The 22,956-nt window shown below is 68.7% G+C and carries 21 protein-coding genes and 2 pseudogenes; 7 read left to right on the forward strand and 16 right to left on the reverse strand.

The features are described from left to right. The first annotated feature begins 114 nt into the window (after nt 1-114). The 4 genes from BKA18_RS05230 to BKA18_RS05245 all read left to right on the forward strand — a co-directional run bounded on the left by BKA18_RS05230 (nt 115) and on the right by BKA18_RS05245 (nt 4,181). Complete coding sequence (locus BKA18_RS05230) at nt 115-342, forward strand: hypothetical protein (RefSeq protein WP_366045144.1); 228 nt, start codon at nt 115-117, stop codon at nt 340-342. Next, the gene (locus tag BKA18_RS05235) at nt 339-464 is read left to right on the forward strand and encodes a hypothetical protein (protein ID WP_366045145.1); all 126 of its coding nucleotides are present in this window, start codon (nt 339-341) and stop codon (nt 462-464) included. Before BKA18_RS05230 ends, BKA18_RS05235 begins: the two co-directional genes overlap by 4 nt. A gap of 1,361 nt (nt 465-1,825) precedes the next feature. Next, on the forward strand, nt 1,826-2,731 hold the full coding sequence (locus BKA18_RS05240) for a phosphotransferase enzyme family protein (RefSeq protein WP_366045146.1): 906 nt from the start codon (nt 1,826-1,828) through the stop codon (nt 2,729-2,731). Then, entirely contained in the window at nt 2,706-4,181 is a 1,476-nt protein-coding gene (locus BKA18_RS05245) for a hypothetical protein (RefSeq protein ID WP_366045147.1), read from the forward strand. Before BKA18_RS05240 ends, BKA18_RS05245 begins: the two co-directional genes overlap by 26 nt. Nucleotides 4,182-4,629: 448 nt before the next feature. Here the strand turns inward: BKA18_RS05245 and BKA18_RS05250 are convergent, their stop codons facing one another. The 6 genes from BKA18_RS05250 to BKA18_RS05275 all read right to left on the reverse strand — a co-directional run bounded on the left by BKA18_RS05250 (nt 4,630) and on the right by BKA18_RS05275 (nt 9,672). After that, the gene (locus BKA18_RS05250) at nt 4,630-5,577 is read right to left on the reverse strand and encodes a phosphotransferase (RefSeq protein ID WP_366045148.1); all 948 of its coding nucleotides are present in this window, start codon (nt 5,575-5,577) and stop codon (nt 4,630-4,632) included. A 274-nt stretch (nt 5,578-5,851) separates the two neighbouring features. Continuing rightward, entirely contained in the window at nt 5,852-6,766 is a 915-nt protein-coding gene (locus BKA18_RS05255; RefSeq protein WP_366045149.1) for a protein-L-isoaspartate O-methyltransferase family protein, read from the reverse strand. Between the two features lie 90 nt (nt 6,767-6,856). Further along, entirely contained in the window at nt 6,857-7,279 is a 423-nt protein-coding gene (locus tag BKA18_RS05260; protein WP_366045150.1) for a lasso peptide biosynthesis B2 protein, read from the reverse strand. Then, nucleotides 7,276-7,563 carry a PqqD family peptide modification chaperone gene (locus BKA18_RS05265; protein ID WP_366045151.1) on the reverse strand — a complete coding sequence of 96 codons (288 nt, stop codon included), beginning with the start codon at nt 7,561-7,563 and terminating at the stop codon, nt 7,276-7,278. Before BKA18_RS05265 ends, BKA18_RS05260 begins: the two co-directional genes overlap by 4 nt. Then, entirely contained in the window at nt 7,550-9,409 is a 1,860-nt protein-coding gene (locus BKA18_RS05270) for an albusnodin/ikarugamycin family macrolactam cyclase (protein ID WP_366045152.1), read from the reverse strand. Before BKA18_RS05270 ends, BKA18_RS05265 begins: the two co-directional genes overlap by 14 nt. Nucleotides 9,410-9,546: 137 nt before the next feature. Then, nucleotides 9,547-9,672, reverse strand: a complete 126-nt coding sequence (locus tag BKA18_RS05275) for a lasso RiPP family leader peptide-containing protein (RefSeq protein WP_366045153.1) — start codon at nt 9,670-9,672, stop codon at nt 9,547-9,549. 199 nt (nt 9,673-9,871) lie between these two features. Here BKA18_RS05275 and BKA18_RS05280 point away from each other — a divergent pair, with 199 nt between their 5' ends. Beyond that, nucleotides 9,872-11,245 (forward strand): NsdA family TPR-like regulatory protein, encoded by a 1,374-nt coding sequence (locus BKA18_RS05280; RefSeq protein WP_366045154.1) that lies wholly within the window; start codon nt 9,872-9,874, stop codon nt 11,243-11,245. Nucleotides 11,246-11,422: 177 nt separating this feature from the next. Here BKA18_RS05280 and BKA18_RS05285 read toward each other — a convergent pair whose 3' ends face one another. From BKA18_RS05285 to BKA18_RS05300, 4 genes are all read right to left on the reverse strand, one after another. Further along, complete coding sequence (locus BKA18_RS05285) at nt 11,423-11,830, reverse strand: 2'-5' RNA ligase family protein (RefSeq protein ID WP_366045155.1); 408 nt, start codon at nt 11,828-11,830, stop codon at nt 11,423-11,425. Between the two features lie 383 nt (nt 11,831-12,213). Further along, nucleotides 12,214-12,741 (reverse strand): SigE family RNA polymerase sigma factor, encoded by a 528-nt coding sequence (locus BKA18_RS05290; protein WP_129281153.1) that lies wholly within the window; start codon nt 12,739-12,741, stop codon nt 12,214-12,216. Between the two features lie 46 nt (nt 12,742-12,787). Further along, nucleotides 12,788-13,666 (reverse strand): helix-turn-helix domain-containing protein, encoded by an 879-nt coding sequence (locus tag BKA18_RS05295; RefSeq protein ID WP_366045156.1) that lies wholly within the window; start codon nt 13,664-13,666, stop codon nt 12,788-12,790. Nucleotides 13,667-14,069: 403 nt separating this feature from the next. Continuing rightward, nucleotides 14,070-14,273, reverse strand: coding sequence for a hypothetical protein (locus BKA18_RS05300; protein WP_366045157.1), 204 nt, complete (start codon nt 14,271-14,273; stop codon nt 14,070-14,072). A 561-nt stretch (nt 14,274-14,834) separates the two neighbouring features. Between BKA18_RS05300 and BKA18_RS05305 the strand changes: the two genes are divergently transcribed. Further along, nucleotides 14,835-15,575: a hypothetical protein gene (locus BKA18_RS05305; protein WP_366045158.1), complete on the forward strand. Its 741-nt coding sequence runs from the start codon at nt 14,835-14,837 to the stop codon at nt 15,573-15,575. A gap of 454 nt (nt 15,576-16,029) precedes the next feature. Here BKA18_RS05305 and cas2e read toward each other — a convergent pair whose 3' ends face one another. Together cas2e and BKA18_RS05315 are read right to left on the reverse strand one after the other, a co-directional pair. Further along, nucleotides 16,030-16,380, reverse strand: a complete 351-nt coding sequence (gene cas2e / locus BKA18_RS05310) for a type I-E CRISPR-associated endoribonuclease Cas2e (protein WP_366045159.1) — start codon at nt 16,378-16,380, stop codon at nt 16,030-16,032. After that, nucleotides 16,377-16,736, reverse strand: a pseudogene (locus BKA18_RS05315) (type I-E CRISPR-associated endonuclease Cas1e); the annotation flags it as partial. The pseudogene BKA18_RS05315 and the gene cas2e, both read right to left, overlap by 4 nt. Here BKA18_RS05315 and BKA18_RS05320 point away from each other — a divergent pair. Then, a pseudogene (locus BKA18_RS05320) lies at nt 16,737-16,844 on the forward strand (IS5/IS1182 family transposase); the annotation flags it as partial. A gap of 228 nt (nt 16,845-17,072) precedes the next feature. Here BKA18_RS05320 and BKA18_RS05325 read toward each other — a convergent pair. The 4 genes from BKA18_RS05325 to BKA18_RS05340 all read right to left on the reverse strand — a co-directional run bounded on the left by BKA18_RS05325 (nt 17,073) and on the right by BKA18_RS05340 (nt 22,835). Next, nucleotides 17,073-18,233, reverse strand: a complete 1,161-nt coding sequence (locus BKA18_RS05325) for an arabinan endo-1,5-alpha-L-arabinosidase (RefSeq protein WP_366045160.1) — start codon at nt 18,231-18,233, stop codon at nt 17,073-17,075. A gap of 92 nt (nt 18,234-18,325) precedes the next feature. Beyond that, complete coding sequence (locus BKA18_RS05330; RefSeq protein WP_366045161.1) at nt 18,326-19,189, reverse strand: SMP-30/gluconolactonase/LRE family protein; 864 nt, start codon at nt 19,187-19,189, stop codon at nt 18,326-18,328. Beyond that, nucleotides 19,186-21,249: a beta-galactosidase gene (locus BKA18_RS05335; RefSeq protein WP_429638170.1), complete on the reverse strand. Its 2,064-nt coding sequence runs from the start codon at nt 21,247-21,249 to the stop codon at nt 19,186-19,188. Before BKA18_RS05335 ends, BKA18_RS05330 begins: the two co-directional genes overlap by 4 nt. 29 nt (nt 21,250-21,278) lie before the next feature. Beyond that, nucleotides 21,279-22,835: an aldehyde dehydrogenase (NADP(+)) gene (locus BKA18_RS05340; RefSeq protein ID WP_366045162.1), complete on the reverse strand. Its 1,557-nt coding sequence runs from the start codon at nt 22,833-22,835 to the stop codon at nt 21,279-21,281. Nucleotides 22,836-22,956 lie beyond the last annotated feature (121 nt).

The raw sequence follows: 22,956 nt of genomic DNA on the forward strand, positions 1-22,956 counted from the left end.
CACAGCGCACCCGTCCTCACTCGCCACAGCCCAAAATGTGAGCCATGTACGCGGCATAAGCGTCCACAGCCGCGTCCAGGCCCTCCGCCTCCCCGTCCACTCCCGAAGGCTGACTTGGACTGGACCGCGCTGCGGAACTTCGCGGCACTACGTGGACAGCTCAGCGTCTCGCTGACCCCCATCTGCAACATGAAATGCTGGTTCTGCCACAACGAAGGCGATGTGCCGCCACTGTTCACCCACCTGCACCCCGACGCCAAACCGGGGGCACATGAACTGGCTGCCCATGGCTACGTGAGCTTGCTGCGTGAGCTGATCGGCGCCGGATTGAAGCGGGTGTGAGCCTGAGCCGCCTCGCCCCGGTCCTCCAAGCCCGGATGCCGACCGACCAGGTCACCACCGAGCAGATGCTTGCCCACAGCTGGTGGCACGGCCCCGCGATCTTCATCGTTATCGACGCCTAGGATTCCGTCGCGAACCGGACGAAGGGCCGCTCGTAGGCCAATACGAACACTGAGCCGATGACACCCGGGCGAGTCCCATTGGTCAATCCCCGGCAGCGGCCCCGTGTCATCCAAATCGGCTGGTCTGCCCCCAAGTACATCAAGGGGGGAGAGCCCAATGTCAGGAGGCACAGTTTACCGTTGACGTGGTGGTACGAGCAGCTGATCCTCTTGAGCGAAACGGACTCGGCCGGTTGAGTGATCGCATTGAGGCGACGATTCCCTTTGCGTCGGTAGCCCGTTGACCAAGCGTGATGTTCATGAGAGTTAGTCCACTCCTGAAGCGTGCTCTCCCTACTGTGGTCGCTTCGATGCTGCTTCCCATCGCCACCGCGGTCCCAGCCGCGGCTGACACCAGTGCGTGCACGCATCACTTCTGGGGATCCCAGGTTTGCATCCGTTTGATGGGGCGTAATCACCTGAATTCTGTGACGGCGATCTGGACCAATCCTTCCCGGGGGACAAGGAAAAGGAAGGTCACCCTATTCATGAACGGGAGGCGCTACAGCACAGCGCAGGCACACCGGGTTGGAAGTACGCTCAGCCACACATGGAGCACTTTCGACACCGGGACCGATACCAAACTGTGCGTCAAATTCGAAGGAATCTCGCGAATGGCGTGTGAGACGACACGATACATCGGCAACCGTGCACAGCTCTGACAGCTCCTCACACGTCTCACATGACACCTGCGGAACAGGTCTGACGGTCGAGCTCCGGGCACCACCCCAAGGCCGGCCAACACCTGCGGCTTGTTAGCTGACTCCTCCGCTGACCCGAGCGATCTCGCTCCTGCCGGTCGACGACACAATCGGCCGATCAGAACCAAATGCGGGACGGAAGAAATCCCCACCCCGATCCGGCAGCCCGCCGAGGAGGGACGCGGGACCCGTGTCCCTGCACCCTTTCGATCCGTGCCATCGCTCGCTCACGCTCCGGCGCAGCCATCGTGACGGCGCCTTCGACCTCCGTCAGGCGTCGGCGCACCTCGGCGTTGCCGACCCGGCTCGGCAGTGCCCTGGCGTGCCTGAAACCCCAGTGGAAGAGGGCGGCACGGGGTCGTCCTTGCGGACGGGCTCGACGAACCGTTCGACTCTCTCGTCGAATCGGTCCTACCCTGCATGACGCGTACAACCTCGACCCGCGCTACGGGCGTCGACGGCCCCCCTGACAGCCAGTCCCGCCCGACCGACCGTCTACATGTGCGGCTCGCTGAGGGTGAACTCATGTGGCATCCAATCAAACGTCTCCCGAATAGCGGCAAGTACCGTGCCTCATAGCGTCCTTGACAGCGCAGAGCTGCGACCATGAGGCTGGGGCAGATGGACGATGCCGTGAGTCACGAGGGGTTAACGCAAGCGAGCGCAGCTCGAGCTCTGGCATCGGCCTGCAGCCAAGTGGGGCTGGACTCTGAGCACGTTGATCTGCTGCGGCTGGGCGAGAACGCGATTTACGCGCTACCCACCGAAGGCGTCGTCGTTCGAGTGGCGCGGGCCGCTACCGAAGACATCAAGCGGAAGGTCGTCAAAGAGCTGGCGATCTCGCGCTGGCTGGCTTCCCAGGACTTCCCAGCTGTCCGGCCTCGCGATGAACTGCCGCAGCCGGTCCTGGCGGACGGCAGGCTCGTTACGTTCTGGGAGTATGTGCCACCGAGCCGGGTCGAACCCGGCGTGGTGGATCTCGCCGGCCTCCTGCGTGACCTCCACGCGTTGCCCCGTCCTGACTTCCCTCTTCCGGTCCTCGATCCCTTCCCGATCATGCGGCGGCGTCTCGCGCTTGCCCAGGGCATCGAACGACGGGACGTTGAGTTCCTCACCGAAGCGTGCGACCGCAGCGAATCGGCTTTCCGCAGCCTCATGGCTGAGGACGTCGGAGGCCTGATCCACGGAGATGCCCACAGGGGGAATCTGCTGGCACGCGACGGTCAGGTGCTCCTGATCGACTACGAAGCTGTCGCGACCGGTCCCCGCGCCTGGGATCTCATCCCGACCGCTACGGCCGTCGACAGGTTCGGCCTGCCGCCCGACAACTACACCGCCTTCTGTCGCACGTACGACTGGGATGTCACCGACTGGCACGGGTACGGTCCGCTTCGCACCGTGCGGGAGCTGGGCATGACCACGTGGCTGATGCAGAACGCCCATTCCGGTCCGGCAGCGGCGGAATTCGCTCTCCGCATGGACTCTCTACGGAAGGACGACCGTGAGCGGCGCTGGCACGCGCTCTGACGGGCAGAACCCGTTACCTTTCGATCCCTACGCCTCCAGAGAGAGCCTGCGCCTGACGACCGTTTACGCGACCCCCTGGACCTACGACCCCGCCACGGTCGACCAAGCCGCGGGACGCCCAGGGGACGTCCTCAACCTTGGACGGCTGGCGAAGTACTACAACACATCCGACCAGCAACTACCACGGGTCCTCAGACATGAAGCGCTCGACTGCTCAAGCCTTACCTGCCAGCGCTGGAGCGCCGGTGAAGCGGTCTCAGCGCAGCTGTGGCATTTCCTTGTCCCCTCAGGCCAAGTAGTCGTCGCCCTGACCTTGGACGTACCCGACACCCTCACCGAGGCCATCCCGCTGCTGGAGGACCTCTACTACGCCAGCGTCACCTGCGCAGGCCTGCCGCTTGAGCAGCTCGCGGCGGACCGGATCGGCTGCGGCCCGAACGGTGACGGCACGGTTCCAGGTTTCCTCCCCGAACGGCATCAACTGGTCTTCCGGAGCGTCGACACACCAGACCAGGCGCCGAACGACGACACGGTCCAACGCGTCATCTACCGCACCGACTTGCCCTACCGCCCTGAACACAGCTCGATCCGCTACCCCGCAGAACTCAACCGGCGCCCCACCACCGTGGGCGCGCTCGGGCCGTACGTCAGCCTCCTCTGCGGCCACCAGGACTACGTCGAGAACTGCGTCCTGCTCTCCGCCGTGCAAGCAGTAGGCTCCGCAGCCCGCCTCCGCGAGATCCGTGCAGTCGCCTACACCTACGTGCACCGATTCCGACACCGCACCGCCGACCAAGGCAATGCACACGACCGACGCACCACGCTGGAGGACATCTCCGACGGGCTGAGCCAACTCGAAGTCGAACTCAGCTACAGCGTCGAGGCCGGCGCAGAAATCGGCATGCTCGTCCCCGCCCTACGCGTCGAGAGCTTCCACCAGGAACTGTTCGCCGCCATAGGCGTCACCGAACGCGCCGCCACCATTGGACAGATGCTCAACCGGCTGGACAACGCCATCGCCGCAGAACTCACCTCGGTCGAAAGCATGGAACGACGCGCCGCCGACCGCCGCCGCGTCCGCACCGTCGTCGCCGTCACCTTCGTCACCACCGTCAGCGGAACCCTCAGCCTGCTCTTCGGGTTCTTCGGCATCAACGCCCGCCAAGTCGACGAACACCGCTCCATGTTCGACGACCACTACACCCCGATCTACGCCCTGATCGCGACCATCCTGCTCTGCGCCCTCGCAATCTTCGCCGGCATGCGTCTCCAGGAACGCTGGGAAGAACGCCGCGACCGCAGCAGAACCCGCACCTGGGAAAGCACCCACCGCCTCCTGGCCCGCGAAGCCGGCGCTGTCGTCCTCGATGCTGCGCCACCGCCCTCTCCTCTCCCTCGCTCTCGCCGCCCGGAGAACAGAACCCAGCCCTCACGTACCACGCCTCACTGATGCAACCGCCAGCCGCATTGCCCGCTGGTCAAGCTGGCCGAATCCATCTCACTACCAGATGCGCGAAGGAGCCCGGAGGTACCCCAGCCAGCAAACGTCCTACCTGGTGTTCACCACAGTGGGGGCTGTGACACGGTGAGCTCGGTGACAGCGCTGATCGTGCGGATACCCGCTTTCTGACCGTGGTCACCCCTCGCGGATGCACAGCCCCGGCCCTAGTTCAGCGTTGGTGCTGCAGGACGGTGTCGGAGCAGCACACCGGGCACGGCACGGGGACGGCCGACCCGGCGAGGGGGCCGTCCCTGGTTGGCTTGGTCACCTTCTACGTCAACAACAGGCCGCCGGTCGCGGCGGCCATGCTGGGGGCCGGCCCCGCACGAGAGAAGCCGAGCGGGTGAGACTGACGCCGCCAGCGTTCTAGCGGATCGTAGGTCTGCAATCGCGGGCGTCACGGACGGCCGGGAGCGACGTTCCGAGCGGCGAAGTCCTCAAGGGTGGGGAAGAGGGTGGGGTCAACTGCTCCGGTGTGCTCATACTGCTCCATGACCTCCTGAAATAGGTGCCGGCGGTAGTTCCACTTGAGGTGCTTGTCGGTGCGCGCGGGGTCGGTGGGCTTCATCAGCGCGAGGAAAAACAGCGCCTTGATCAGGAGGAACGGGGCCAGGTGCTGGCTTAGGGACTGTCCGGCGGTGGCGCGGGCCGCTTCGTTGAGCACCTCCAGGTACCGGCGCCGCTGCTCGGTGCTGGGCAAGTAGCCCTTGGTGCCGCCCTTGAACGGGATGATCTCCAGGGCCAGGGCGGTGTCGTAGCCGAGTGGCACCAGGCCGTGGTGCTGCCAGTCGATGACGCCGACCGGGAGGACGTTGGGCAGGCCGTAGTCGAGATGTCCGCGCACCAGCGGCACACCGGCGAGCTGGGCCACCGCACGGTCCATTGCCGCCCGCGCCTGCGGGTTGTCGAGGTCGGGGTTCTCGGCAAAGACGTTGTCCGTCCACCCCGCGGTGCGCACCCACGCGTGCAGCGCCTGCAGGTCGGCGGAGGCCGCGTGTGCGGCCTGTGCCCGCAGCAGCCGGCCACCGACGTCAGCGGCCAGGTCAACGACCGTGTCGGACAGGGCACGGGTGTGGTCAAGATTTTCCAGGGCCATATCGTGCAGTGACCGCTCCCCCAGGGACTCCTCCACGATGTAGACGTTGCCGTCGTCGGTGGTGCCGTCCTCCAGAATGCGCGGGACCGGGTATCCGAGCCCGGCGAGTTGCCGCTGATAGGCGGCCTCCGCGACGAGGCCTTCCCCGCCGGTCCTGCGGTAACGGGTTCGGTCATCGTTGACGTACACGGCGCCGGCGGCCGGATCGGCGGTGCGCTTCTTCACGAAGTGCCAGTGAGGGGTGGTCATGCGTTTTCTTCTTCCGGGATTCCGTTGCGGCACCGGCTTCCGTGCGGTCGTGGGCCAGCGCGCGGGCGTCCACGACCACCGCCGGTCGCTGGTCAGCGCGGGTGGTGGTGCAGACCCGGCAGGCGTGGTCGACTCCGTTCGGCCAATGGCCCGAGCTGGAGCGGCTACCGGGACAACCGCAGGTGCCAGCCCTCCGGGGCTTCGTCGCCGCCCGCGCGCACCAGAGCTGCGTTGTAGGTCTCGGGCGCCGGCCGTTTGGCCTCCTCCCACTGCTTCAGCCAGCCATGCAGGATGGCCAGGGACGGGGAGTCGGGCTGGTCGGCGAGGATTGTGCCGTCCTGCTGGATGACGGCGGCTGTGGTGGCGGTGGTGTGGCCGATCGCCCACAGGTCTGGGCGGAGCCCGGCCATGGTAAGCCGGTGGTCGCCGAGGGCTGCGGCGAAGGTGCGCCAGGACGGCCAGTTGACCTCCGGCCGTCGTAGGGCTCGGTGTGCGCGGCGTTGAGCAGTCGGCCGAGTGCGGTGCGGGCGCCGGTGTGCAGCGGGTCGTCGTCTCCGCGCCAGGCGATGGAGATCCAGGAGGGGGCGGGGGCGCGATTTTCCCAGTCCACCCAGCGGCCGGGCAGGTCCAGGTCGCCCTTGGGGGAGGCGGTTGCCTCGATGTATCCGCCGGTGAACACCGCCTCCACACCCGGCTCCCCGTCGTTCACGCGGATTTTTGCGACGACCGTCATGTTGGGCACCGCCGCGATCGGCAGCGGGGCCACGATCAGGCCGCCGCCTGCGATCTGGTCCACCCACGCCTTGGGCAGCAGCGGCGGGGTGCACCAGGCCACCATTCGGTCGTACGGGGCTCCCTTGGCGAAGCCTCCCGTGCCGTCCGCGGTATGGCAGCGAACGTTGTCGACGCCACGTTCGTGGTGGATGAGGTTGGCCCAGCGCACCAAGAATGCGTCGATGTCCAGGCTGGTCACCGAGCCGGCCCGGCCCACCAGTTCGGCGAGCAGGGCGCCGGTGAGGCCAGAACCAGTGCCGTACTCGGCGACTTTGTGGCCGGGACGGATGTCCAGGGTGGTCAGCTCGCGGTGGATGACCGCCGGGTTGGATCGGTGCGGCGTCGGACCGCGGCCCTCGTGGTGGGTGTAGTGGCGCTCAGGGACGGACTCGGCGGCCAAGGCGACGGCGTTCAACGGCTTCACTCCTTCGAGGGGTGCGGGTACGCGTATTCGGTCAACTGCTCCGGGCGGGTGAAGGACACGGCGCCGGTGAGGCAGAGCGGGTCAGGTCGTGAGGGCGGCGTGATGGTGCCAGCGGCCGGCGGTGTGCTCACCGACCGGCCCGCCACCGGGCAGTTCGGCCCAGGCGTGGTACTCCACCGGCGGTGGAGCGAACCGCGCGCCCAGGCACCAGTTGAGGCGGCGGCCGAGCAGGGCAGCGGCGAGCACGGCGCCCAGCGAGCTCTCCATACAGGCGGCACGTCCCGGCCACAGACGGCCGGTGTGCCGAACCGCGCCCATCAACGCCTCTGCTCGCGCGGTGTCTAGCGGGCGGCGGCCGATCCGCCGGGCGAAGCGGGCGGCGCGGACGGTGTGTCGGAAGGGCAGCCGCAGCAGCCCCAGGGCGAGGGCAAGGCCAGCGGCAGCGGCCAGTCGCTCGGTGAAGGTGCCGGTGCGGACGGTGGAGTACGCCTCCATGCTGCTCATCGCCACCACCTCCACCGGCGATCCGAGGCCGGGTTCGCGGCGGTCAGGCCCTGGGCGGCGAGGGTGCCCGCGACCGTGCGCACGTCGCGGGCGGCCTGCTCGGCTCCGATGCCGTACCGCTCCGCGAATCGGCCGGCGGCCTGGTCCTCGGTGGCGCCGGCCAGCAGCAGCATGACCACGGCCGACGCGGTCGGCGTCAACTGCGTCCAACGGCCGGTGCGCTCATCGAGGATGGCGCCGCCCTCGTCGGTGAGTACCGTGTGGGCGCTCTCACACAGCCGCACGAGCGCTCACCTCCCACCACCAACGGGCGTCGGTGGCTTCGAGTTGCCGCAGCCACACCTCGGCGGCCACAGCCAGGTGCAGTGCGCCCTGGGCGGTGGGTTGCCCGGCCGCTGCACGGGTCAGCATTCTCGCCACCGGCGTCTGGTTGATCAGTCCGGCGGCGGCCAGCCGGGAGGAAGCGCCGAGCAGGTCGGCCAGGACGGGAGCATGCTGGGTCAAGCCTGCGTAGGCGAGCGCGTTGAAGCCGCCTTTCGTCACCCGGGACAGCACGAAGTCCGGGATCAACCCGGTAGCGGTGAACGCCTCGCCCAGCAGGGGCTTGTAGCGGCCCGGGGCACCGCGCTCGTCGGCTGGGACGGCGAGGCAGGCTCGGATGACCTCGTTGTCCAGGAACGGGGCAGCGAGGTCGACGCCGTGACGGCAGAGCGCGATCTCGCGCCACCCGTTGGTGTCCGCGCCGACCCGCGCGAGGTCCTGCCGGTCTGCCCATGCCGCCAGGAGACGGGGCGCCACGGCGCGGTCGGACGCCGCATCGAGAGCGTTCGCGAGCTGTCCGCGCACGTCGGGACTCATCCAGTCCGCCGTAGCCAGCAACGGCGTCCAGGCGACCGGCTGCTGGGCCTGCGGAACCCACTCCCGTGGCGCCGACCGCAGCGCGGAGGCCAGCTGCCGCCAGGCACCGGCCAGATCGGTGCGCGAGGCGCGGCGGGCCCGACAGAGCACGGTCCACGCGGAGGAGTGCCGCAGCCGGGCATGCGCCTGGCCGTGCTGAAGGGCCCGGAGGTGCTGCCGGGTCCGCAGCAGGTCGGACAGGTAGGCCGACGGCGCGGACAGCACTGCGTCCCCGGCCGTACCGGTGAAGTGCACGCCCCCGGCCTGCTGTGTGGTGATCGTGTCCAGGACGGCACGCTTGATGGAGGCCGTGACCACGTACGCATTCGGGGAATCAGTGAGCGGAAGCGACGACAGGTCGTTCAATCCCGCGTAGTACACGGTCTGCGCGCTGCCGGGCACCGTATGGTGCTGGAGGTTGGGCACCGTGGCCGCGGTGCGGACCGCGTACACAAGGTCGTCGTCGCGCAGGCGTTCGTCGGCGAACGTCATTGCAGCGACCGGCCCCCTCTTCGCGGCCAGGCAGGCCAGCGTGGTGGAGTCCAGCCCTGCCAGATCGGCGCTCACCGGACGGCCGTCGAGTCGGACGGCGACCGCCTCCGTGAGCGCGGCCCGGACCGTCGGGGCGGCATCGCGCAGGTGCACCGGCTCAGTGTCGGCCGGCTCGTAGTGCTCGGCCGTGGCCTGCTCGGGGGTGATCAGCAGCAGGTCTCCGGTCGGCACCCGGTTCACCGTGCGGAACAGGCTCCGCCGCCCGAGCACGTCCGGCTGCCCGAGCGCCAGGTGGGCGGCCAGCGCGGTCGGATCGACCGGTGCTCCGTCCAGCGCGGCCAGCGCCCCGGCCGAGGTCGACCACCATGTCCCAGCACCTTCGGCCCGCCAATACACCGGGTGCTGGCCTGCCAGGTCACCGATCACCGCCAGCACCTCGCCGCTGCGTGCGACGACCAGGTAGGAGCCGGGCCAACGGGTCAGCGCCCGCCAGTCCTTCGCCCGCACCCGCTCCAGCGCCTGCCCAAGCTGCTGGTCATCGGCGCCGCAGTCGCCGATCACAGCCAAAGCGAGCGGACCGGAGCCAGCAGTCCGGACCCGGCCGGTGGGCCAGTCGACCGTCCACGCCGCCTCAAGTCCCGCAATCGGCCGCCCGCCTCTCGGCAGCCGGTCGTGCCCGACCGCTCCGTACCAACCCGTACTCCACCGCATCCGCCGCCCGCTCTCTGAAATCTGTTGCATCGTTTCGGTGGTCAACAAGGAGAGGGCGCCGGGCCGCCTGTGGCCATGCCCCAGCACGACCGTCGCAGCCCGACGCCCTCTCACACCCGGAGTCGGCGGTGGCACTCAGACCCGCCGACCCTGGGCAGATCGCTGGTTCAGGCGTTCTTGTACTGGGTGTCGTCGGCGGTGTCGAAGTTGTTCGTGCCCAGCGTCACCTCGGCAACGTTCCCGGCGTCCAGGACGACCGGCGCCACGTACACGGGGGTGGCGGTCTGCTCCATGATCGAAACCTCCAGGTCTCTTCGTCCCCTCACCCGGGAGTGGGCATGGTGGACGGGCGGTGCACAGCCACACAGCAGGGGCCCGGGGAGCCGCTTGGGCCCCGGCCGCTTGGCCTGATGAACAGTCAACCTGCGTGACGCGGGCAGCGGTACGGTGGCGGGCAGGGCAAGCGGTATATCGGGTATATGGCAGGTACTCATGACCACGCGCACGCCGAACCACCAACTGCGCAACCTCGTCGCCGAATCCGGGCTGACCTACGCGGCCCTGGCCAAGGCGGTCCGCGCGGTGGCCGCCGAGTGCGGCGTGGGCTTACGGACCAACAAGTCCACCATCGAGCACTGGATCGCCGGCGTCATGCCCGCCGGCGACACCGGCCGCTACCTCGCCGTGGCGCTCTCCCGGCGGCTCGGCCGCTTGCTGACCCTCCACGACCTCGGGCTGGCGGACGGGGACGACGAGGAAGATGACAGCATCGGCCTGTCGCTCGGGGACGACCCGATCGACGCCCTGCTGCCGATGTGGAGGTGTGAGTTGGACCGGCGCCGCTTCCTTGCCACCTCCGCGTATTCGGTGGCCGCCGCTGCACTGCCACTTACATACGTCCAGGAGATCGCCGACCGTACAGCCTCGGCACGCACCGGCCAGATCATTGGGATGGCCGAGGTCGCGGCGGTGCGCGACATGGTCCGTGTCTTCTCCGAGATGGACGAACGCCACGGCGGCCAGCACGGTCGCAGCGCGCTCGTGCAGTACCTGCGCGACGATGTCGCCCCGTTGTGCCGGGGCCGCTTCCGCACCGAGGAGATCCGGCGGCACATGCTCTCCGCCGCCAGCCGCGGCGTGCACCTCCTTGGCTGGAAGTCCTACGACGCAGGCCAGCAAGGCCTCGCCCAGCGCTACTACCTCCAGTCCTACGTGCTCGCCGTCGAATCCGGTATCACCGGGCACGACGGCTTCGTGATGCGCACCATGGCCATGCAAGGCCTCAAGCTCCACCGGCCCGAGCACTGCCTGGGCCTGGCCGAGACCGGCCTGAATCGGGCAAAGGGCAAGGTCGATGCCCAGAGCGAGTCCCTCTTCCGCGTCGTCCACGCCCACACCCTGGCCAAGGCCGGGCAGCCGAAGGCTGCGCTCGCCGAGGCCCAGCACGCGCGCGCCCTGCTGACCGCTGCCCCAGGCGACGAGGTGCCGTTTTGGGCCCTGGCCTGGGGGCCTCCGGCTGCCACCGTCTACTCGCGCACCGCCAAGGTCTACGAGACGATCGGGGACCACCGGGCAGCCGCCGAACAGTACGCCCGTGCTGCCACCTCCCGCCCCGCCGGAACCTACGCGCGGATCGTGGCCCTCGACCTGGTGGCCAGCGCCGAGATGCAGCTCAAACGCGGCCAGATCGAGCAGGCGTGCGCCACCTGGAACGCGGCCCTCGACCACATGGACGGCATCCGGTCCGTACGCACCCGCAAGGCCGTCACCAGCATGCGCGCCGACCTCGCCCGCTTCCGCGCCCGCGGCGTACGATCCGCCACCGACCTCGATGAACGCGCCACCGACTTCCTCGCCAGCGCCTGAGAATCCAGCCGGCCCTACGCACTACAGCCGGTTGTGATCCGGGACAGCTCCGGACCACAACCTCCGCCTTCGGCCGCCCGCTCGGCTCATGAGCTTCCGCCCCGGCACTAGGCCCCCGGGGCGAGGTGCGCACCGATGGCTCTGCTACCCGTCGAGGGAGAGTTGCGTGTAGGTGGCTCACTCGTACATCCGCCGGTCCCGCTGCAGGACGATCAGCTCGACCCGGTCCACATGCACGGGGACCGGCTCGACCTGCACGGTATCGAGGGCGGCCCGCACCGGCGCGGCGGGCCCGTCGGCGCTGCTGTAGGCGATCGTGATGTGCGGGCCGAACCCGTCAGCTGGTTCGGGGACGGTGTCCCAGACGCTGCCGATGGCGTCGCGTAGCGCGGCTCTGACCGCGGCGGGCGGGCCGCTGGGTGCGGCCTCCCAGCGGATCGCCTCGGGGGTGATCTCGGGACGGTGCACCGTCAGGTCGAATGCAGGGACGGCAGCGAGTCGGTGCTGGGCGGCGGCGAGGATGGCGCGGAGATCGACCTCCGGGACCCGGTCGGTGAAGCCGACCCCCTGCGTGGTCCGGTGCATCGGGCACCAGGTCCAGGCCGTCGATGCCGGCCAGGGCGCGCCGGTAGTCGGCGGCCAGGCAGTGCAGGCGGGGCACCTTCTGGAAGGTGAAGTGGAAGGTGAAGAAGCGGCTCCCCGGGCCCCAGCCGGGCCGCCGCCACCAGTGGTTGGCATGCGGTTGGTGTCTGCCATGGGCCACATCCCATCAGTCGGCCACCCCTCCGGCCAGAGGGCCCGGCGCGCCTGGCGGCAGGATGAAGCGGCGGGGCGCGGATTCGAGACACCAGTGGCGAACCGCCGCTTGCAGGTGGCTCGCTGCCCGCCCGACATCGGGGACCGGGCCACGGCGCCGGCGAACTCCCGTAACCTCGCCCGCCGATCGTCGGCGACGCGCCATTCGACAGCTACGCCTGCCGGGCCGCTCGCCAGCATGCGCGCAGGGCCGTGGCCGTGCCGACGGCCAGCCGACGGTCGAAGGTGGCCAATAGTGAGGTGACCGTGGTGGATTCGATGCCAAGGGTGTCGGCGGTGGTGGTAATGCTCAGTCCCATGACGCGGTGCAGGACAGCAGCATCGGCTTCCGCGGCGGGGACAAGGGAGTGCAGGGCGCTCGCGGGGGTGTTGGCGGGGGTGTGGGCGCGCTGGACGCGGTGGGTGAGGGCTTCCCACGCGATGGCGGTGGTGCGGTGGCCGGCCAGTGCCTGGGTCCAGGAGGCCGCCAGATCACCCAGGGCACGCCGGACGACATCGGCCGCGGTGTCGTGATCGCCGAGAAGGTGCTGGACGAATCGCTGGTAGATCTCGTGGTGGAGCTGGCAGAACGCTGCGAAGTCGGCGGGCAGGACCACGGTGATGGCCTGCTCGCCGAGCGGGGGATGCACGGGGGTGGTGTGCGGGCTGGAGCCGTCGGCGGTGAGTGAGGCGGGCGGCATGGTTCCCCCAGGTGTTCGGTACGGAGTGCGGTGTCGGTGGAGTGGGTCAGCCGAAGGCGGCAGCCGGCCAGGACGGCCCGTCTCCGTCGCTGCCGTGATCGGCTGCCGGGGGCGGGGATTTGATGTGTTCCCACAGCGGGCGGATGGCCTGCGGGTCGCCCCGCAGCGCCGTCGTCAGGTCCCTGACCACCGGCCAGCGCAGGTAGTAGTCGGTAGGGACAGCGTCGGTGCTGGTGACCAGGAGGGCCTCGGCCGCCCGGGCCGTGAGGTGTGTGGTCTTCCGGAGGCGCGGGAGGTCGGGACTGGATGCGGCCAGGTACATTCCGCGCAGGGCCGCTTGAAGGGTACGGACCGCTTCCGCGTAGTTGAGAGCGGGTGGGGTCTGCAGGGAGTGGGCCCGATTCCACAAGAACATCAGGTCTTCCGGGTCGGCCTCGCAAGCGAGGGCGAAGCGCTTGGTGACCTCCCAGGTAGGTGTCCGCTCTCCGGAGGTGATCCGGTAGATGTACGAGGCCGACACCCCGGTGAGGTAGGCCAGGCTCCCCACCGTGTTCTTGCTGGTGCGCCGCAGGTAGGACAGCGCACACGAGAGCGGGTAGCCGGCCTGGCCCGGTAGCAGCGGGTGCGCTGACGAAGGCGTGGCGCCACCGGGGTTCTTGGGCACTGCTGGCTGGCGAGGGCGGGCGGGCCCCCGTTCCATGCGGGCCTTGAGCATCTTGTCCACCCTCTCCCGCGAGTAGTTGGTCTTGAGGGTGCTTTCAGCCGCCCCCATCACTTTCGCGACGTCCTTCCAGATGGCGCCGTCGGCGAGGGCTTGGCGTACCGCGACCGCGGTGATGTCCTCCAGATCGCGCCGCATGGCGACGCAGATCTGCAGCATCTCCAGCGGGGCCGCCTGCACCGGACGTTGGGAGTTGTTGGCCATCGCCTGGGCCTTGCTCAGTACGGCCCGGGAGAGGCGTACCGAAGCGGCGCCGTAGGAGCGTGGGCTGGAGGGGGTGGAGGTACGGCGTCGGTAGCTGGCGCTGCGGCAGCTACCGCTGCAGTAGCGGGGAATACGGCCGGTGGAATGGGGGCGGGGAAAGACACGCTGGCATCGTTGGCAGCGAAGGGGGCGCTCGTTGTTCCTCATCGACTATCCGTGTGAGAACAGGGATGCGTGAACACATCGGTTGTGTTCATCCGCAAGGGGGGTTTTCGTGACGTGACAGCAGCGAATATGTCGCTGCCAAGCGCCACGAAACGGCCCGCGTACGGGTGCGGGCTCGGCTCAGGCCCGGCCCGGCCCGGCCGAGGGTGTGGCGGGACAGGCCGGGCGTGAGGGCCTGTCAGCTGTGGCGCTGTGAGCGATGACGGAGGTAGGACCGGTTTGCCACGTAGGCCAGCGGCGTCAGCACCACGATCGCGGGCGCTGCTGCCGGCCCGTAGATGAGGACGAGACCCAGTGCGGCGACGGCGAGGAAGGCTCCGCCGGCGATGTTGACAGTGGTGTCGACAAGTCCGGGAGTTTGGCGCTCGGGCGTGTGACGCATGCTAATTTCGAACCCGCTGGTCAGTGAACCGGCAGGACGCGAACAGGGGCGCACTCTCTCTCCTTGTTTCGTAGTTGCAGATGAACGAGAGGGCCCTGCGGGATGGTTGGACGCCGCCACAGGGCCCTTTCGCATGCCGAACATACCCCCTCGCATAAACAGAGAGCGACGAGTTCGTCACGAAAGCGGGTTTGAGGTTCATCGGCTACACGAAAGCAACACCAGCTAACGACAAGCTGGGAAGAGTCGCGGGATTTTCCCACACCAGTGCGGTCAACTAGTCGAACTTTGCGATAAACGACCGCAAATGACGTTGTGTCGATATAGTGCCCCGCTGCCGGGTGCCCCCATCATGCCCCACTCCGGGAACGACCGTGCGGCGCTCTCCGAAGTTGCTTCCCAGCGCCAAGACCGGCCCCCGACCACACCCCCGGGCCGTCGCTCCGCGAACATCCGGAGTCCACGCGCGGCCGCCGACTATGACGTGACCTTCCTGAACTAGCCCCTTGGCAGTGACACACCCGGTAGGACGGTGTGTGCCAACTGCTCGGGGAGGACTTCATGGACAGCGTTCGCGTGATGGTGCTGATCGTGATCGGTTGCGCGACATGGGTGGGATGGCAGCTTTACAGCTTCCCGGGCGGCTGGGCCTTCGCCTTCGGTACGCAGCACGCCGGGGAACGACAGCACCTGTCCGAGGCACGCAGAAAGATGCGGGAGGCAGAGCGCAGTTCATACCGCAGGGTGGCAGCAGCCAAGGAGCAGCAGCACAGCACGCAGGCCCTGTTCGAGGAGCGGATCCGCCGTGCAGAGAAGACTCTTCAGCGTATGAGCCAGCCCGGCCGGGGAGAGCCGGTGGAGCAACAAGGCACCGCGGTGCTCCACCAGCACGTACTGCTGATCGCTGGCGAAGAGATCCCTCTCGCCGGGCTGCGCGTCCGCTTCGAACAGGCCCAACACAAGAACCACATCTACCTGACGCGGCCAGACGGCACGGTCCATTGGACGCCGTTTCCGCACACGGAGCACGAGGAGGACGGCGTTCGCCGCTTCGCCGTCCGCATCGAGAACGCTGTGGCGGCGGAGAACGCCTTCCGCGCGCAGCAGAAGGCGTTGATCACCCAGGCCGAGACGGAGCTGCAGGAGGCCCGCGCCGACACCGGAGCGCGGGACGCGGCCCGCCTTCACCTCACCCAGATGACCACACTCCACCAGCACGACCGCCAGCGGAAGGCCGCCCGGGCGGAGCTGGAGGCCGCCCGCAAACGGTGGCAGAGCATCACCGGAAAGTTGCCGCACTGACTGCGGCCGGCCCCATGGCCTCGACAACCCGCCGCCAGGACCGTGCCACGCAGCCGTTCGCGGTCGGCCATGCTTCCGGACAGGTTGAGTGCGCGCCTTTCCCGTACCGCCGGCGGCACAGCTCGACTCATGCCTTCCATGCCTTCGGACTGCTGGAGCTGACGTCGTCGCCGTCGGCACAGAGTCCGGGCCTTCGGAGTGAATGCACGCAGTTCCCGCGACTCCAGCGGCCAACCCAGCCCCAGCACAGCTGCGCGATCGACGGGCCGTGGCCGTGCGCGGCCCGCCAGGAGGCGGCGAACTCAGCAGCGCGGGGGCCGCGGTCAGGGCTCCCCGAGTCCATCCCCGCGGGTGCGGGGAGCAGACTCCGTGACCTGCGACGTTACGCAGCGGGAGCTCCGGTTTCGACCACTTCCATTGATTCGGACAAAACGGCTTAAGTTTGCTTTACGTGCTATCGGCTGCCGAAGCGTCGTCGTTTGGACGCCTTGCTCCAGCCGGAGGGCGGGCTGCTCATGGCGGTGGAGGTCAGTGCCTTGGGGCGCTGGATCAGCGTCACGCCTTCGTGATCTACAGGCCGCCAGATGTGGTCGTAGGTACGGAAGGTGAACCCTTGCTCGTTGTTCGTGGTGTATGCGAGCAAGGCACGACCGACAGCCGCATATTGCTGCACCTCTTCCCACAAGGCATCGCGAACCCGCGCTGAAGGACTGCCGAGGAACACACCCGCCGAGACTTCAAGGAGCCAGCGGGTGAGAAAGCCTCTCAAGCCAACTGGACAATTGGTGAGCACGATGATGGTCACCAGGACTCCTCCGCATAGTTCCGGCCCGCGGCAACTCCGCACTCGCCGTCGGCCTGCAGTGTGACGACGTCGCCATCGCTCTGCACATCGGAAGCGCTTTCCTTTGGAACGAGAAGGTCCTTGATGTCGTCCACGCACCGTTGCAGAAGGCGAAGTTCGCTGATCCGGTCGCGCAGAGCGCGCCAGGTGCGAGGCCCGACGTCTGTCTCGTCCTCAACGGCGACGTCGAATGCCAGCGGGATGCCGATCTCGGTCTTGTAGAGGTCAGCGATGTCCAGGACAAAGGCCAGTTCGTGGCCGGAGTGGACAAAGCCGAGAGCGGGACTGCACCCAAGAGAGGTCACTACGGCGTGGGCCGCAGACTCAGCCCCCGCTACGAACGTCACCCCCGCAACTACCTGGGCTTTCTCGGACTTGCCGCAGCCTTGTGTTGCTACAAGCGTCTGGTCCGCCTCACCACATAGGACACGGTCTAACTCCCTCCCGCCAGTACTCCGGTGTCCGGAACCGTGCCCTCCCACACGCCCGAGCACGGAACCGGCCCAGCCCTCCCAACCCAGCCGACCCACCACACGCCTCAAAGCCGATGGCTTCATCCGACAGCTCCCGCAGCGACAGACCGCAAGACCTCGCTTCCGGCCGTTGACCTGCAGGGGCACGACGCCGCTGCGTCGTGCCCCTGGGCGACGTCCTCAGTAGACGTAGGGCCAGCCGTCGGCGTCGTAGCCGATTCGGTTGATGCCGAGCGTGCAGTAGCCGCAGTCCTTCCCCTCCTCGCCTGTCCCGCTGTCGGGGTAATAGTGGTAGAAGAGGATGTCGCCGTCACTGTCGGCGAGTGGGGACTGGTGGCCCGGTCCGTGGATGCTGCCGTGGCCGGACAGGACCTCCGTACCGCCACCTTCGGTCATCGCCCTGCCGACGCGATCCACGAACGGACCGGTCACGCTCTTCGAACGACCGACCATCACCCGATACGTGCTCTTGGCGGCCTGACAGCATCTGTCGAACGACACGTACAGGTAGTAGCAGTCGTCATGCTTGAAGATGGTCGGGGCTTCGATGGCTCCGCCGACGTCGGTACTGCGGCCAGCGATGCTCTTCATGTCCTTGGGCAACTTGGTCTTCGGGTCGAGCTCCTCTTTGGGCAGCCCGGTGTCCGGATTGAGTTCGATCATCTTGATGCCGGACCAGAACGAACCGAAGCTCAGGTACCAACGTTTGCCGTCGACGATCAGGTTCGGATCGATCGCGTTGAAGTCGTTCTTGTCGTTCGACTCGATGACGAGACCGTGGTCGGTCCAGTCTCCCTTGTTCCCAGTCGTGCTGGTGGCCAGGCCGATGGCCGACTTGTTCGATGCGAACGTAGACGCCGAGTAGTACAGATAGTACGTGTCGCCATGGTAGGAGAGGTCCGGCGCCCACAGGTCGCGCTTGGTCTTGAGGTCCTTATTCTCTGGGTCCGTGTACTTGTACGTCCACGGCTCCTCTATTTCTTTGTTTGGGTCTCTTGGATCTTTTACTTTTACCTTTTTTGGGCCATTCGGAAAGACCGTACCCGCACGCTTGAAGTCGGTCCGGTCGGTCGACGTCTTCAGCGGGATGTCGCGACCGGTATGCGCCACGAGGTATCTGCCCTGGGCCTTCACAACGCTCGGGTCGTGCACCGGGCTGACGTCGCCGGTGACCCGCCCCGGGTTGGGGTACGAGGCCGGCTTGCTCTCCACCGTCGCCGCCATTGAGGCCGGCGGCAGCACGGCGAACCCCACCGCTGCCAACACCGCGGCTACGACGGCTATCAGCCCTGTTCGCCGAGCACGCCACCGCGACCATGCGCGGGTTCTTTGGTTGAACATCGCAAAACCTCCTAGGGTCTCTGAAATGCGATGATCTTGAACTTCTGGCCGGTGCTGTCCGTCCAGAGTTCACGCTTGTTGTTCTCGATCGGTCATCCGTCGAAGGCGGCCGCGGGCAGGCCGGCAACCCCGGGAACGGCGTGGAACAGTGCCCCGGCGCCGGGCTGCTCCCGGTCGGGGATGTCCATCCGTGAGGTGCTGATGAACAGGTCGCCGAGCGACTCGCCGCCGAACGCGCAGGCGGTCACCTGCCGAACGGGCAGCTCCACGATGGCGTCGAGCCGTCCGTCGGGCAGGTATCGGTGGACCGCGCCGCCACCCCACAACGCCACCCACAGGCCGCCGTCCGCGTCGATGGCCATGCCGTCGGGCATGCCGTGCTCGGGCGGTATCTCCACGACGGTGCGGCGGCCGGAGAAGGCTCCGCTGCGCGGGTCGAAGTCGAAGGCGTCCACCCGCTGGGTCGGTGAGTCGATGTAGAAGACGGTGGACCCGTCGTTACTCCACACCAGCCCGTTCGAGATCGTCACCCCGGCCAGTACCCTGTGCGTCGAGCCGTCCCCGTCCAGCCGGTACAGGGCCCCACGCCCCGCCGCTCCGTCGTACGGCATGGATCCGCAGTAGAACCGGCCCTGCGGGTCGCAGGCGCCGTCGTTCATCCGGACCGACGCGTCGGACCACAGCTCGGGCAGCGGGCGCGGCTCGGACGCGCCGGGGTCGAGCAGGGTGAACCCGCGTTCCACCGCGATGACCAGGCCACCGTGGTGGCGCGGACGCACGGCCGCCGCGACCTGGCCCACCCGGAGCCGGGACGGGGTACCGCCGGCTGACGGCGAGAGGGAGAGCACGTCACCGGCGAGCAGGTCCACCCACCGCAGCAGCCCCGCGGCAGCGTCCCAGACCGGCCCCTCACCGTGGTAGGTGCAGCTGTCCGTCAGCTGCTCGACCGCGATCATCGCTCGCTCCCCTGGATGGTTGCCCGGGCTTGGGGTTCTCCTGGTCCGGCGTCGCGGAGCAGGGCCACGCCCCGAGGCGGCAGGGTGATGTCGCCGACGGCGTGGTTGCTTGCCATGAGGTTGGTCATGGGTCGGGGCAGGGTGACGGTCGCCGGTTCGGGCCGGTGGTTGAGCAGGAAGAGGGTGGCGGTGCCGTCGTCGGCGACCCGACGCACCGCCTCGACGTGCGCCGGGAGTCCAGCGATGGTGGGGGCCGTTCCCGCCGCGGCTGCGGCGGTGTGGAGTACCGTGCGCATGCCGGCGGGGTCCAGCCTGGTCGCGAGGTACCACACGGTGCCGTGGCCGACGCGGTGCCGCAGTACGGCGGGGGAACCGGCCAGGTCACCGTCGGCGAACGAACCGAGGACGTCCGCGCCCTCGGGTACCACGGCCTCGGACCAGACCGTGGCATCGGAGGCCGAACCACCGAGCTCGTCGGCGAATCGGACCGCCAGCGTGCCGCCCCGCCGCAGGGGCCACCACTCCTCGATCCGGGCGCCGACCAGATCGCGCAGCGGCCCCGGGTAGCCGCCGAGATGGACGCGGTCACACTCGTCGACGATGCCGCTGAAGTAGGAGACGACCAGGTGGCCGCCGCTTTCGACGTACTCCCGCAGGTTCCGCGCGGCCTCGTCGCCGACGAGATAGAGGTTGGGCACGAGGACGAAGCGGTAGCGGCTCAGGTCGCCGGTCGAGGGGACGACGTCGCACGTGATCCCGGCCTCGAACATCGGGGTGTAGTGCGACAGCAGGGCCTCGCGCATCGTCACGTCGACCGAGGGGTGGGCATCCTGCTCGACCGCCCACCAGTTCGCCCAGTCCAGCACGACCGCGACGTCGGCTTCGACATGTGTCCCGGCGAGTTCGGGGTGAGCGGCCAGTTCGGCGCCGAGCTGGGCCACTTCGCGGAAGGTGCGGCTTTCCGGGCCGCCGTGCGGCACCATCGCGGAGTGGAACTTCTCGGACCCGCCACGGGACTGCCGCCACTGGAAGAACATCACCGAGTCCGCGCCGCGCGCCACGGCCTGCCAGCTCCCGAGCCGCATCGCGCCCGGCGGCTTCGGGGCGTTGCGCTGCCGCCAGTTGACCGCGCTCGGTGCCTGTTCCATCAGCAGCCAGGGGCGCCCGCCCTTCAGGGAACGGTGCAGGTCGTAGCCGAGTGCCGCCTCCACGTGGGCGTGCGGGTCGCTGGGATCCGGATACGAGTCGAGGCTGGCGATGTCGAGGTGCGGCGCCCACGCCCAGAAGTCGACCGGCTTCCACATGCTGAGGAAGTTCGTCGTCACCGGGATATCGGGGGTCTCCCGGCGCAGCACGCCGACCTCGGCCCGGTAGCACGCGAGCAGGGCGTCCGAGCTGAACCGCGCGAAGTCCAGCTGTTGTGCGGGATTGGGGGAGGTGGGGGCCGAGCGCGGCGGGAGGACCTCGGCGAAGTCGGCGTAACGCTGTGACCAGAAGGTCGTCGACCAGGCGTCGTTGAGGGCGTCGGCCGTCCCGTAGCGGCACTCCAGCCAGGAGCGGAAGTGCGCGGCACTGACGTCGCAGTAGCACTCCGCGACATGGACCCCGTATTCGTTGCCGACGTGCCACAGCGCCAGCGCCGGGTGGTCGCGGTAGCGGTGGGCGATCTGTTCGACGAGCCGTACCGCGTGGTCCCGGTAGACCGTGCTGGAGGGGCAGTAGTGCTGCCGGCCACCGGGCCACAACCGGGTGCCGTCGGCGCGTACGGGCAGAATCTCCGGGTAGCGGTGGGACAGCCACGGCGGCGGTGACGCGGTCATCGTGGACAGCGATACGCGTACCCCCGCGCCGTGCAGGTCGTCGAGGACCCGGTCGAACAGCTCGAAGTGGAATTCCCCGGGTGTGGGTTCCACCGTGGCCCAGGCGAAGATGCCCACGCTGACGAGGTCGACCCCGGCCTCACGCATGAGTTTGAGGTCCTCCACGCGGACTGCGGTGGGCCACTGTTCGGGGTTGTAGTCACCCCCGAACCCGATCTTGCCGAGCCTCATCTGGTTCATGTCTTCTCCCAACTCATCATCTGCTCGTCTCACGTCTGCTCGTCGGAACTCGCCTGTGCCGTCTCCTCCCGACCGTTGACGCGGCGGGGCAGGCCGAGGGGGTTGCCGTCGCGCAGCTCGGGCGGGAGGAGCGCGTCGGGGGTGGACTGGTAGGTGACGGGTCGCAGCCAGCGTTCGATGGCGCTGGCGCCGACGGAGGTGGAGGTGGAGGTGGTGGCGGGGTAGGGGCCGCCGTGGTGCTGGGCGGAGGCGATGGCGACGCCGGTGGGCCAGCCGTTGACCAGGACGCGGCCGGCCAGCGGGGTCAGCTCGGCGAGGAGGGCGGCGCCGTCGCCGTGGCCGTGGGTCTCGTCTGTAGAGAGGTGGACGGTGGCGGTGAGGTTGCCGGGCAGGCGGCCGAGGACGGCGGTGGCCTGGTCGCGGGTGTCGTAGCGGGCGACGACGGTGACCGGGCCGAAGCACTCGTCCAGCAGCACGTCGTGCGGCCCTTCGGCGGTCAGCCGGTCCGCCGGTACGGTGAGGAAGCCGGCGGTGACGGCGTGCTCGCCGGCCGCGCCCGCGGCGACGGAGGCCTGCACGCCGGGCAGGGCGGCGCGTTCGGCGACACCGGCGACGAAAGCCTCCCGCATCCGGTGGTCGAGCAGTGCCCCGTCCGTAGTGGCGGCGACGGCGTCGGCGAGCGAGGCGACGAGCTTGTCGCCGGCCGGGCCGGTGGGGGCGAGGACCAGACCGGGTTTGGTGCAGAACTGGCCGTGCCCGAGCGTCATCGACCCGGCCAGCCCCCTGCCGATCTCCTCGGCGCGCTCGGCCGCGGCGGCCCGGGTGACCACGACCGGGTTGAGCGAACCGAGCTCGCCGTGGAAGGGGATGGGCACCAGGCGAGCGGCGGCCGCGTCGAACAGGGCCCGGCCACCGCGTACCGAACCGGTGAACCCGGCCGCCGACACCAGTGGGTGCGCAACCAGGGCCACGCCCGCGTCGAAGCCGTGCACCAGGCCGACCGCGCCTTGGGGGATGTTGCGTGCCGCGGCGGCCCGGCGCAGGGCTTCGACGGCCAGCTCGGAGGTGGCTGGGTGGTCGGGGTGGGCCTTGACGACGACCGGGCAGCCCGCCGCGAGGGCGCTGGCGGTGTCACCGCCGGGCACTGAGAAGGCGAGGGGGAAGTTGGAGGCCGCGTACACCGCGACCACGCCCAGCGGGACCTTGTAGCGGCGCAGGTCCGGCACCGGCGGGGTGGCCGCCTCGTCCGGGTGGTCGATGATCACGTCGAGGAAGGCACCGTCGTCGACCATGTCCGCGAACACCCGCAACTGGTAGCAGGTTCGGGCCAGTTCACCGGTCAGCCGCGCCTCACCCAGCGCCGTCTCGGCATCCGCCATCTCGACCAGACGGCCTCGGGTGGCTTCCAGCTGCTCGGCGGCGCTGCGTAGGAACGCCGCACGCACCCCTCGGTCCGCCAGCGCGCCACGGGCCGCGTGGGCGGCGCGTACGGCGCCGTCGACGTCCCCGGCCGTGGCCTCGACGGCAACCTGCGCACGCCGTTTCCCGGTACGGGGATCGGTGCTCCACACGGGTTCTGGGCTCACGATACTGGTTCCCTCCGACGGCCGTGTGTTCGTAATTTCGAACGCTGTTCCTCATATCGGCCGATGCAGGCTAAGGGCTGCCAGTCAAATCGGTCAAGGGATCCAACATCCGACAGCAACA

Source organism: Streptomyces auratus, from assembly GCF_050433025.1.
Classification (GTDB): domain Bacteria; phylum Actinomycetota; class Actinomycetes; order Streptomycetales; family Streptomycetaceae; genus Streptomyces; species Streptomyces sioyaensis.